This is a genomic window from Vreelandella indica (genome assembly GCF_037070225.1).
GTDB lineage: Bacteria > Pseudomonadota > Gammaproteobacteria > Pseudomonadales > Halomonadaceae > Vreelandella > Vreelandella arctica.
Genome location: NZ_JBANSO010000010.1, coordinates 138,436 through 149,510 on the forward strand (window position 1 = coordinate 138,436; position 11,075 = coordinate 149,510).

Genomic DNA, 11,075 nt, shown 5'->3' on the forward strand with positions numbered 1-11,075 from the left:
ACGATCAATGCAGCGTTGCAAACCTGAATTCAAGCAATAAGGGGCGTAGTATACATTTCACTGACATTCATGAATGTCAGTGAAATGTATACTAATCACCATCCGGCGACTTTGCTATCGATCAGTGCCAAAATACGGCCAATCTATTAAGAGGAGGCGCTATGTCCCGTCGTAAGGCCGACGCTGAACGCACTCGAGAAACGATCCTGGATGCGGCTGAGACCACCTTCTTAGCCCAGGGTGTATCGCGCACGACCCTGGCCCATATTGCCGAGGCGGCGGGCGTGACGAGGGGCGCCATTTATTGGCACTTTGAAGATAAAGCAGCGGTATTCAATGCGCTCTTGGAGCGGGTACGCATCCCTTTAGATGAAATCGTCGATGATACAACCCACCATCTTGGTGCAACGCCAGTGGCCTGCTTACGCGAGATTGCCCAACGCTCGCTGGCAGGCATCTGCCATGACCTACCACTGCAGCGGGCAGCCACCATCGTGCTGCACCGCTGCGAGAAACTGGAAGATGATCACCCGCGCATCAGCATGATCACCCGCCTTTCAGAGCACGCTGAAGTACAGGTAGAACGTCTGTTTGAACAAACACAACTGGCAGGCCAATTGCGTGCGGGGCTCTCCCCCACCAGCGCGCGCCGCCAGTTTCATGGCTTTTTGATTGGCGTCTGCTTTGATTGGCTGCAAGACCCACAGCAGTACTCACTAGCAGAGGAGTGCGACGCTATCGTCGAAACGTTAATGCGCGGGTTGTTAGTGGAAAACAGTCCTAATAAATAAAGCAAACTTGGCATGCCGGTTGCTTATATTTTCAAGAGAACCGTTTTCAACCGGAGCCTGCCATGAACCAATCTGATTACCCGCTCAGCGAAGTCCCTACCCGTGCCCGCAAAGGGTTACTCTCCACGTCAGCCGTACTGCTCGGCTTTACCTTTTTCACCGCGACCATGTGGGCCGGTGGCACGTTAGGCCAAGCGTTTCCGATTGGCCAACTGCTCTGGATCATACTGATTGGTAACCTGTTGCTGGGAACGTATGCGGCAGCCCTTGCTTATATCGCCTGCAAAAGCGGGCTTAATTCGGTGCTGATGGGGCGCTTCTGTTTTGGCGAGAAGGGCAGCAAACTTTCTGATTTTATCCTCGGTTTTACACAGATTGGCTGGTACGCCTGGGGCACAGCGACCATCGCGCTGGTACTAGTACGCACCACAGGGATGCCTGAATGGCTGGAAATCCCTTTAATGGTGCTTTTTGGTTTTGGCTTTTGTATCACCGCAATGATTGGTTATAAGGGCATGGACTGGCTTTCGCGCTTTGCCGTCCCCGCCATGATGCTGTTTATTTTGATTAGCCTGTTCACTGGGTTGGTGGATGTGCGCGGCTTTACAGGACTAAGCCAGCAAACGCCTACGGAAAGTATGGGCATGGCGGCAGCGGTCACTGTCATCATCGGCACGTTTATCAGCGGCGGCACCCAAGCCACTAACTGGAGCCGCTTCGCCAAAACGCCGAAAATTGCCGTCATTGCGACCCTGGCAGCGTTTTTTGTGGGGAACGGTTTAATGGTGCTCACTGGTGCACTTGGCACCATGATTTACCAGCAGGCGGATATTGTCGATGTGCTGATTGCCCAGGGCTTTGTCACCATCGCCGTGCTGATGCTGTTTCTCAATATCTGGACGACACAGGACAACACTATTTACAACTTCGCGGTGGCGGGCTGCAATTTGCTGCGTACTGAAAAGCGCCGCTTGGTCACCGTAGCAGGTGCGGCCATTGGGACGGTGCTAGCGGTCGGCGGTATGTACAATCTGCTTATCCCCTTTCTGGTACTGCTTGGCACGTTTATTCCGCCCATGGGCGGGGTGATCATGGCGGACTTCTGGCTCAAGCATAAAGGCCGTTACCCCGCTCTGGATACCGCTCAACTGCCTGATTTCAACCGTAGAGGGCTGGCTGCCTATGCGCTGGGTGCCGGGGCTGCCTACTTTTCCCCGTTACTGCCGCCATTGGTAGGGGTCGCGGTGGCAGCGGGCAGCTACGCCGTGCTGCTGCGTTTAAACCACGCTACGCTGAGCGATACGCTTCCTTCACCCGCTAAACAATAAGTGAGCCCTTTTTCATATGCCCATGCAGATCATTAATGCCCGCCTACGCCAGCGCCCTGAGCTTTATCGGCTGGAAATTGAGAACGGCACGTTCACCGCCATCACCGCACAAGATGCACCACAAACAGCGAGCGCGGGGCAGATTGATGCAGGCGCCAAGCTCGTTTGTGCACCCTTTATCGAGCCTCATATTCACCTGGATGCCGCCCTCACCGCGGGTGAGCCAAGCTGGAACCAAAGCGGCACGCTGTTTGAAGGCATTGAGCGCTGGGGTGAGCGTAAGCCTATGCTCACCGAAGCCGATATTCGCGAGCGCGCTCTGAAAACGCTTAATTTATTAATCGGCAACGGTGTTCAGTTCGTACGCACCCACGCTGACACCAGCGACCCAAGCCTGATTGGCCTTAAAACACTGTGTACCTTGCGGGATGAACTGAAGGATAAAATCGATATTCAAGTAGTCGCCTTTCCGCAAGACGGCCTGCTCTCCTACCCCGGCGGAGAAAAGCTAATGGAAGAGGCGCTGGAATTCGGTGCCGACGTCGTGGGCGGCATCCCCCATTTCGAATACACTCGCGAACTGGGCGTGGCGTCCATGAAGCGAGTGATCGAACTCGCGATCAAGTACGACCGCTTGGTGGATGTGCACTGCGACGAGATCGACGACCCCAATTCGCGCTTTCTTGAAGTACTGGCCTGTGAAGCGCTATTTAATGATTTGGGCAGCCGCGTGACCGCCAGCCATACCACGGCGATGCACTCTTACGATAACGCCTACTGCTCCAAGCTGTTTCTGCTGCTCAAGCGCTCGGGCATTAATTTCGTCTCTTGCCCCACCGAAAGTATTCATTTGCAAGGGCGCTTCGACACCTACCCCAAACGGCGCGGCGTCACACGGGTAAAGGAACTCAACGAAGCGGGTATCAACGCCTGCTTTGCTGAAGACTCCATTTTTGATCCCTGGTATTCGTTGGGAAATGGCAAGCTCTTACGCACGTTGGATTTCGGCCTGCATATCTGCCAAATGATGGGTTATCAGGATTTCAGTCAGGCGCTTTCGCTGATTACTGACAATAGCGCTCGCACGCTTAACATCGAAGAACGCTACGGCATTGAGGTGGGCAAACCGGCCAGCTTCAACCTGCTGGAGGGGGAAGATGATTACAGCGTGCTGCGCAATCAAGGCGAGGTGCTGCTTTCGGTGCGCCACGGCGAGATCATCATGCAGCGTGAACCCGCCAAAATAACCACACCGCCTTGGCTCGGCTTTTAGAATAAGCGTAAAATGGTTGGGCTGATATTCAGCAAAGTTCTCAGGGCGGGGTGAAAGTCCCCACCGGCGGTGATACGGCCTTTGAACCAGGCCGCTAAGCCCGCGAGCGCTCAAGCAAGCAATTGCTTGAGGTCAGCAGATTCGGTGAGAAACCGAAGCCGACGGTGATAGTCCGGATGAAAGAGAACGGCACCTTAGACACGCAACGTTAACAGTGGCTGATGCCATCTGTTACGGCTGCCTGACGACCGGTTCCGCGTGCCCTGATTCTGGTACAACTTAGCCAAGAGAATGACCATGAATCAGACATTTCCGCTGACACTTTCTACCCACACCACGTCTCAACGCATCGCGTTTATTCAAGGCCACTGGCATCAGGATATCGTCGAGAAGGCCTATGAAGCCTTTATTACTGAAGTAGAACGCTGTGGGCTTAACGCCGAACAAGTAGACAGCTTCACCGTTTCAGGTGCTTACGAAATTCCCTTGCAAGCTAAGATCCTCGCTCAAAGTGGCCGCTATGGTGCCATTGTAGGGGCTGGCTTTGTGGTTGATGGCGGTATTTATCGCCACGACTTTGTCGCCCATGCGGTGATTGATGGCTTGATGCGGGTGCAGCTAGACACGCAAGTGCCGGTGATCTCTGCAGTATTAACACCGCACCACTTCCATGAGCACGCCACGCATCACGACTTCTACACCCAACACTTTGTTACCAAAGGGAAAGAAGCCGCCCAGGCGTGTCTGAACACGATGGAAAACCTGCATAGAGCGCGCAAGCTAAGCGAGGCTTGATGCACTGCGGTTCAGGCTCGGCTAGGTGCCGAGCCTGAACTGCTTAACTCACTTCACATCAAGCAAGTAACCATAAAACGCCGTATTACGCTGCCAGCCCAATGACTCATAAAGGTGCTGGGCACGCTCGTTCTCTACCTGCGTCATTAATATCAAGCGTGCTACGCCATGCTCGTGGGCAAGTTGTGCGGCAGCCTCCATTAGCGCCCTACCGGTGCCTTTATCACGACACTCTGGCAACACAAACAGATCATTTAGCGTCCAGCGTGCATTTAAGCCCACTGTGGAAACGCCCGGATAAAGCTGCACAAAGCCAGTCAGTTGACCATCCCCACCCTCACTAACGAGGATGCGTGAATCCGCCTGCCCAAATCGTTGGCGCAAAAAGGCACGAGCGGCCTCCACATTACTAGGCTGAGCGTAGAACTGCCGATAACCATCTAGCAGCTCCGTTAGCGTATCAAGATCATTAATCGTGGCAGGGCGAACAAATGTCATACTCATCTCCAGGCTCGTTTGCTATCACGCCAATAACGTTATAGTGAGTTAACACCTAATTGCTAACTGAAAACAGCTTTTATCACTTGCTAAGGAAATGCTCTATGTCCGACTTTATCGCCCCTGATGGTCATTCCCGCTGCCTATGGTGTGGGGGCGCGGCGGAGTTTTTGCCTTACCATGACAATGAGTGGGGCTTTCCAGTAACTAACGACCAGCGGCTGTTCGAGAAGCTGTGCCTGGAGAGCTTTCAGTCGGGGTTGAGTTGGCGCACCATTCTCAATAAACGCGAGAACTTCCGTGCCGCTTTTCATCATTTTGATTTTCATCAGGTTGCCCGGTTTGGTGAAGACGATGTGCAGCGACTGCTGCAGAACGCGGGCATTATTCGCCATCGCGGAAAAATCGAAGCGGTCATTAATAATGCTTTAAGAGCGCAAGAAATGGTCGATCAGGAAGGCTCGTTAGCCGCGTTCTTCTGGCGTTTCGAGCCAGACACCGACTCACTTCCCCCGCCGCAAACCCAGACCATCTCGCCTGACTCCATCGCTCTATCCAAAGCGTTAAAAAAACGCGGTTGGAAATTCGTTGGCCCGACGACCGCTTTTGCCTTTATGCAGGCGATGGGGCTAGTCAATGATCACTCGATAAACTGCATTACCCGCAAGCAGGTGGCTCAGACGCGGCAGCAATTTAAGCGGCCGATATAAAAAAACAGTGATAGGGTATGGTTTTTGACACACTTATCAATAAACCGAACAGCAAGGGGACAACACGTTCCCAATGGGGCCAACGTGGTTCAATCGTTTTCTTCGCATACAGAATCCCGCACCTCACGGTATAAAGCTTGGAGCGTGCATATATTCACCGCCAGCGGTGTGCTACTCGGTACCATGGCGCTGCTTGCACTGGTCGACAATAATCCCGTCGCCTGCCTCCTCTGGCTGGGTGCTGCGATGATGATTGATGGTATCGATGGCACGCTGGCGCGTAAGTATGAAGTGAAGACGATACTGCCCCACTTCGATGGCTCAACGCTCGATATGGTCATTGATTACCTGACCTGGGCCTTTATTCCTGCCCTCTTTATCTACTACTTTATTGAACTGCCGCCCTATTTTGCACTGCTCTCAGTGTTCATTATTCTGCTGTCGTCGATGTTCTGTTTCTGCAATGTCGATATGAAAAGCCAGGACAACTACTTCGTTGGTTTTCCAGCCGCCTGGAACATTACCGCCGCCTATTTTTACATTATTGATTTACCGCCTTTTATTACCTTTGCCACTATCGTTGTTCTCGCCATTCTCACCGTCACTAAAATGAAGTTTCTGCACCCCTTTCGCGTGCGTTTGTTCATGCCACTCAATATCGCCGTCACACTGCTATGGTGCGTGTGTGCGACGTCACTGATACTTTCCAGCCCTGAGCACACCGTCTGGGCCGTATGGGGTTGGGGAATTGCCTCTGTTTACTTCGCCGGTATGTGCCTATGGCGCACGGCGCAAGAGTGGTTTGATTGAACTAGCCAAACGACAGCAGCAAGGAGCATGGACGATGTCACTGACCCCGCAGCAACAGGAACAATTCAGGGCGCTAGCGGCAGAAATCGAAGGAATCGATGTCGAGGTTTACCAGCGCTTCGAGCGCGACCCACTGGAGCCCATCATCGGCCTTGGCAAGCCTAACCAGCGCATTGGCTTTTTTGGACGCGACCCTGGGCGCGACGAGGTTCGCCATGGGGAGCCCTTTATCGGCACTGGCGGGCAGTTGGTCAGAAAGGCGCTGTATGAGCACCTTTATGATGAGAAAATGCCCGACTTCGAGGCCTCCCGCGCCGTGGGAGAGCACTTTTTCTGGATCAACACTGTGCCTTACAAGCCCGTCGGCAATAAAGCGTGGTCCATGAAGGTTAAGCGCCACTTTCACGGCCTGATGAACGAAGTCCTGATCTCCCGCTGGGAAGGGCGAACCCTAATCACCTTGGGTCGCGAAGCTTTCCTATGGTTCGGTATCGGCCGCTCAAAGGAGGAGCGTGCACGCCTGGAGGCGTTCTGGAAGCGCGAGGATCGGTTTGAAAGTAGTATCGAAGTAACGTTAGAGGATGACCGGGGTGAAGCACAAACCTTTCAACTCTATCCGCTGCCTCACCCCTCTCCGCTCAATCAAACTTGGTATGCCCGCTTTCCAGGTCTTTTGAAGCAGCGCCTAGAGCAGTTGGATGTGCGCCAGGACAACCTCGCCTTGTAAGGCTTGCGGCTGATCGTCATCCCAGCACGGCTGCATGCGCCTGCGCTTCTTCCACCATCTCAGTGGCAAACTCGCCCACCGTACGCACGGCCGCTTCGATCTCGGGGGTTAGCGTAAACGCATAGTTAAGGCGCAGGCATTGGCGAAACTTGCCCGAGGCTGAGAACAGCGACCCCGGTGCTACGTGGATCGCACGCTGCGCCAAGCGCTGGTTGAGTCGTACACAGTCCACCGCAGCGGGCAGTTCTACCCAAAGCAAAAAGCTGCCTTGTGGATAACTGATGCCCGCGCCCCTGGGGAAGTAGCGCTGCACCCAACTGATCATGATATCGCGCTGGCGCTGATACTGGCGAGTGGCGTAACGGACGTGACGCTCGTAATGCCCCTTGGCGACGAACTCCGCCACTGCCAGCTGCGGCAGCGTGGCTGAGGCGCCAGTAGAGACGTACTTCATATGCAACGCTTGGTCGCGATAGCGGCCCGGCGCCAGCCAGCCCACCCGCAAACCAGGCCCCACCGTTTTAGAAAAGCCGCTGCACAGCATCACGCGCCCATCGTCATCAAAGGATTTAACGGTGCGCGGTCTGGGCAGCGAGAATGACAAATCGCCGTAGATATCATCTTCAATAATCGCCACATCAAAACGCTGAGCGAGCTGAAACAGCGCCCGTTTACGTGCCTCACTCATGGTGTAGCCCAGTGGGTTGTTGTAGGTCGGCGTGACTTGTATCGCGCGGATCGGCCACTGCTCAAGCGCCAACTCCAGGGCTTCCAGGCTGATACCGGTTTGCGGGTCGGTGGGAATTTCCAGCGCTTTCAAGCCGTTGGCTTTAAGGATCTGCATGGTGCCGTAAAAGCTGGGCGAGTCAACGGCCACCACATCGCCGGGCTGAGTAAGGGTGCGCAGGGAAATGGCCAGCGCCTCTTGGCAACCGGTGGTAATCACAATGTCATCCGGGTGCAGCAGGCAGCCCGAGGCAATGGCCAATCGCGCCACCTGCTGTCGCAGCTCAGGGCTACCGCTTAGCTTGTCGTAGTTGAACCCGTGCAGGTCATTACTGCGATGCAGGCCAGCGAGGATTTTCGACAACGGCCGCAGCGTTTCGTACTCAAAATTCGGTACACCACGCCCAAGCAGCAGCCGCTCGTCATCTCGCTGGGTGGCGACGAGTTCAAGCACCTGATCCCATTGGGAAACATCCAATGGGCGCTGCGCTGGCCGGGAGACGGAGGGCAGCACCGCTGGCGCCCGGCTTGGCAGTACGAAGTAGCCGGATTTTGGTCGAGACTCGATCAATACAACGTCCATCAGTTGCCGATAGGCCTCCTGAGCCGTCGAAATGCTGACGTCTAGTTCCTGACAAACCGCACGAATAGAGGGCAGGCGATCACCCACACGGTAAATACCGTGCTCTATACGCTCCCGCAAAATGGTAGCAACCTCTTCGTAGCGCGTCATGACACCCTCCCACCCCCAGCCTGAAAGCAATACAGATGAACTCTTAAGCGACCATACAGAGATATAACACAGCAATCTGTATCCTTAAAATAATGATACCTATATCTGTATCCAGGGAATAGCACTGAGTAATCTGGTGGGACACCTAACACGGAGGATTAGCCATGCCACGCTTTAGCCTCACCCAGCTTCGCATTCAGTTACAAAGCTACCGCCAGTATCGCCGCAGCCGCCGCCAGTTGCTGGCGCTCGAGGATCGGCTACTCGAAGATATCGGTATCAGCCGTACTCAGGCGCTAAAAGAGGGCCATAAAGCCTTTTGGAAACATTCAACCTTTCAGAAGGGGACAAATGAAGAGCGCTAAGTGGCAGGGGCGTTGAACATTAATAATGTTCAACGCCCCTTTCCGAGAACAAATAACCTCTTACGCTAGTAACCTATGAAGCGATGCCTGCGATCGCTAGCATTAGGCGATGGAAACGTCTTTGGAGAGATAGACATCCTGAATGGCATGCAGCAGATCGACGCCCTCCTTCATCGGCTTCTGGAACGCCTTGCGACCGGAAATAAGGCCCATGCCCCCGGCACGCTTATTGATCACCGCCGTGCGAACGGCCTCACCCAGGTCAGAATGCCCTTTAGAGCCCCCGCCGGAGTTGATCAACCCAGCGCGTCCCATAAAGCAGTTGGCAACCTGGTAGCGTGCCAGATCGATCGGGTGATCGGTCGTCAGCTTGCTGTAAACATCATCGTGGGTATGGCCGAAACCAACGGCTTTGTAGCCGCCATTATTTTCAGGCAATTTCTGTTTGACGATATCCGCCTTGAGAGTGGCTGCCATATGGTTGGCCTGGCTGGTGAGGTCGGCTGCGACGTGGTAATCGGTGCCTTCCTGCTTGAAATCCGGGTTGCGTAGATACGCCCACAACACGGTGACCATGCCCAACTGGTGAGCGCGCTCAAAGGCTTCGCTGATTTCCATGATTTGTCGGCGACTCTCGTGGGAGCCAAAGTAAATGGTCGCCCCCACTGCCACGCAGCCCATGTCGTGCGCCTGCTCTACATCAGCAAATAATGTCTGGTCATAGATGGCCGGGTAACTCAGCGTCTCGTTATGGTTGAGTTTCAGCATCATCGGGATCTTGTGAGCATAGCGCCGCGCCACCGACGAAAGCACCCCGAGCGTAGAAGCTACGCCGTTGCAGCCACCCTCTACAGCCAACTCGACAATGTTGGCCGGGTCGAAGTAGCGCGGGTTAGGCGCAAACGAGGCGCCTGCCGAGTGTTCAATGCCCTGGTCTACCGGCAGCAGGCTAAGATAGCCAGTGCCTGCCAAGCGCCCATGATCAAAGAATGCCTGCATGTTACGCAGCACCGCTGGGCTGCGGTCACTATCGGCCATCACACGATCGATGAAATCGGGGCCAGGGAGATGCAAGTCCTCACGACGAACACCCTGGCAAGTGTGGTTAAGCAAGCTATCGGCATCGCTGCCAAGCAAAGCGGCTATATCGGTCATGATGGGCTCCTCTCTACTTAATTTGTAAGAAAGTGTAAAACAAAAACTTCCTCACTAGAGCATAGAGCTTAAATAGCGCAGATGGAAAGTACCGCCCCCGTATTACAGAGAAAATACCGAGGGCGGTAGGTAGCAGCCCTGTCTTATGCTGCCTGAACATCGATACGCCGTGAGCGATGGCTATCCTTTTTCGGCAGCGTAATGGTCACGACACCATTGGTGATACTGGCCGTAATGGCATCACTGTCCACTTCATGACTGAGATTGAAGCGGCGTGCAAACCGCTGGCCACGCACCTCGGCATGCAGCGCGCTCAGCCCTTCAGGCATAGTCAGGGCTATCTCACCCTCCAAACTCAGCACGTTGTTATCGAGCTCTACTTTGAGCGACTCGCGGGTCACGCCAGGCATATCGGCAATCAGTTTGAGGGCACTGGCTTCCTCAATGATATCCACTGCCGGCAGCAACGTTTCCTGAGAATGTTTTATGTCGCCGCGCTCCTGCAACGGGGACTGGGTGGCTGTACGGACAACGTTATTCATGGTTTATCCTCCTTTACCAAGGTTAATAAACATGACTTAAGCCGCCTGAACGTCAATACGCCGCGGCTTGAGTTCTTCCCGCTTGGGCAGCACGATTTCGAATACACCATGGGCATGGTGCGCTTCGGCACGCTCAGCATCTAGCCTGGATTTCTCATAGTACCTCAGCCAGTACCGCACTCAGGCTGTAACACCGCTAAACACCTACTGGCTCGACTTACATCGGCTACTTTTTAACCACTTTCCGGCGTTCAGACACACTTCCCCCTTTCCCCCATTGCTTCGGGCCGGGGGCGCCCGAGCAGTCAGTTAGGAACCAACCGCCTGACGAGATCGGATAGCGCCGTTTTATAGGGGTAGCTGTCACTCATGAGTACTCGGATTCGACGCGTATTGCGGATGATGACCGCGCCTACTTTGATGAGCTTGAGCCTCAGGTTGCTCGGACTCATGCGCGCGAAGGGCGTGTGCTTCAGATAAGTCCGTAACCGCTCGAACAGCGTATAAGCGAAGCCCGACAAGATCAGCCGCCACTGATTGGCCCACCAGTGCGTGCTGGAGGTCCGGTCAGCAAACAGGCTCAGTTGTTGATCCTTGATCCGGTTCTCCATGTCACCCCGGG

General features: G+C 54.5%; 13 protein-coding genes and 1 riboswitch. Of the genes, 8 read left to right on the plus strand and 5 right to left on the minus strand.

Annotated features, from left to right (window positions below):
* Positions 1–161 precede the first annotated feature (161 nt).
* The 4 genes from V8L71_RS09245 to V8L71_RS09260 all read left to right on the plus strand — a co-directional run bounded on the left by V8L71_RS09245 (position 162) and on the right by V8L71_RS09260 (position 4,187).
* Positions 162–791 carry a TetR family transcriptional regulator gene (locus V8L71_RS09245; protein ID WP_336273928.1) on the plus strand — a complete coding sequence of 210 codons (630 nt, stop codon included), beginning with the start codon at positions 162–164 and terminating at the stop codon, positions 789–791.
* Between the two features lie 62 nt (positions 792–853).
* Positions 854–2,119 carry a cytosine permease gene (codB, locus tag V8L71_RS09250; RefSeq protein ID WP_336273929.1) on the plus strand — a complete coding sequence of 422 codons (1,266 nt, stop codon included), beginning with the start codon at positions 854–856 and terminating at the stop codon, positions 2,117–2,119.
* A 16-nt stretch (positions 2,120–2,135) separates the two neighbouring features.
* Entirely contained in the window at positions 2,136–3,392 is a 1,257-nt protein-coding gene (gene codA, locus V8L71_RS09255; RefSeq protein WP_336273930.1) for a cytosine deaminase, read from the plus strand.
* Between the two features lie 32 nt (positions 3,393–3,424).
* A riboswitch (FMN riboswitch) is annotated at positions 3,425–3,584 on the plus strand.
* Between the two features lie 105 nt (positions 3,585–3,689).
* Positions 3,690–4,187, plus strand: coding sequence for a 6,7-dimethyl-8-ribityllumazine synthase (locus tag V8L71_RS09260; protein ID WP_336273931.1), 498 nt, complete (start codon positions 3,690–3,692; stop codon positions 4,185–4,187).
* A gap of 48 nt (positions 4,188–4,235) precedes the next feature.
* On the opposite strand, the gene V8L71_RS09265 is transcribed toward V8L71_RS09260, so the two are convergent.
* The gene (locus V8L71_RS09265; RefSeq protein WP_336273932.1) at positions 4,236–4,685 is read right to left on the minus strand and encodes a GNAT family N-acetyltransferase; all 450 of its coding nucleotides are present in this window, start codon (positions 4,683–4,685) and stop codon (positions 4,236–4,238) included.
* A 104-nt stretch (positions 4,686–4,789) separates the two neighbouring features.
* Here V8L71_RS09265 and V8L71_RS09270 point away from each other — a divergent pair, with 104 nt between their 5' ends.
* The 3 genes from V8L71_RS09270 (at position 4,790) to V8L71_RS09280 (ending at position 6,932) form a co-directional block, all read left to right on the plus strand.
* On the plus strand, positions 4,790–5,395 hold the full coding sequence (locus tag V8L71_RS09270; protein WP_336273933.1) for a DNA-3-methyladenine glycosylase I: 606 nt from the start codon (positions 4,790–4,792) through the stop codon (positions 5,393–5,395).
* Between the two features lie 84 nt (positions 5,396–5,479).
* Positions 5,480–6,205, plus strand: coding sequence for a phosphatidylcholine synthase (gene pcsA, locus V8L71_RS09275; RefSeq protein ID WP_348534544.1), 726 nt, complete (start codon positions 5,480–5,482; stop codon positions 6,203–6,205).
* Between the two features lie 34 nt (positions 6,206–6,239).
* The gene (locus tag V8L71_RS09280) at positions 6,240–6,932 is read left to right on the plus strand and encodes a uracil-DNA glycosylase family protein (RefSeq protein ID WP_336273934.1); all 693 of its coding nucleotides are present in this window, start codon (positions 6,240–6,242) and stop codon (positions 6,930–6,932) included.
* A 16-nt stretch (positions 6,933–6,948) separates the two neighbouring features.
* On the opposite strand, the gene V8L71_RS09285 is transcribed toward V8L71_RS09280, so the two are convergent.
* On the minus strand, positions 6,949–8,391 hold the full coding sequence (locus tag V8L71_RS09285; RefSeq protein ID WP_336273935.1) for an aminotransferase-like domain-containing protein: 1,443 nt from the start codon (positions 8,389–8,391) through the stop codon (positions 6,949–6,951).
* 164 nt (positions 8,392–8,555) lie between these two features.
* On the opposite strand from V8L71_RS09285, the gene V8L71_RS09290 reads away from it, so the two are divergent.
* Complete coding sequence (locus tag V8L71_RS09290; RefSeq protein WP_336273936.1) at positions 8,556–8,756, plus strand: DUF1127 domain-containing protein; 201 nt, start codon at positions 8,556–8,558, stop codon at positions 8,754–8,756.
* Between the two features lie 102 nt (positions 8,757–8,858).
* On the opposite strand, the gene V8L71_RS09295 is transcribed toward V8L71_RS09290, so the two are convergent.
* From V8L71_RS09295 to V8L71_RS09305, 3 genes are all read right to left on the minus strand, one after another.
* Positions 8,859–9,911 (minus strand): class I fructose-bisphosphate aldolase, encoded by a 1,053-nt coding sequence (locus tag V8L71_RS09295; RefSeq protein WP_336273937.1) that lies wholly within the window; start codon positions 9,909–9,911, stop codon positions 8,859–8,861.
* Between the two features lie 143 nt (positions 9,912–10,054).
* A complete protein-coding gene (locus V8L71_RS09300; RefSeq protein ID WP_336273938.1) occupies positions 10,055–10,453 on the minus strand; it encodes an Hsp20/alpha crystallin family protein in 399 nt (132 codons plus the stop codon).
* Between the two features lie 305 nt (positions 10,454–10,758).
* Positions 10,759–11,075: transposase (locus V8L71_RS09305; protein ID WP_336273939.1), on the minus strand; the 317-nt coding region annotated here is incomplete at its 5' end.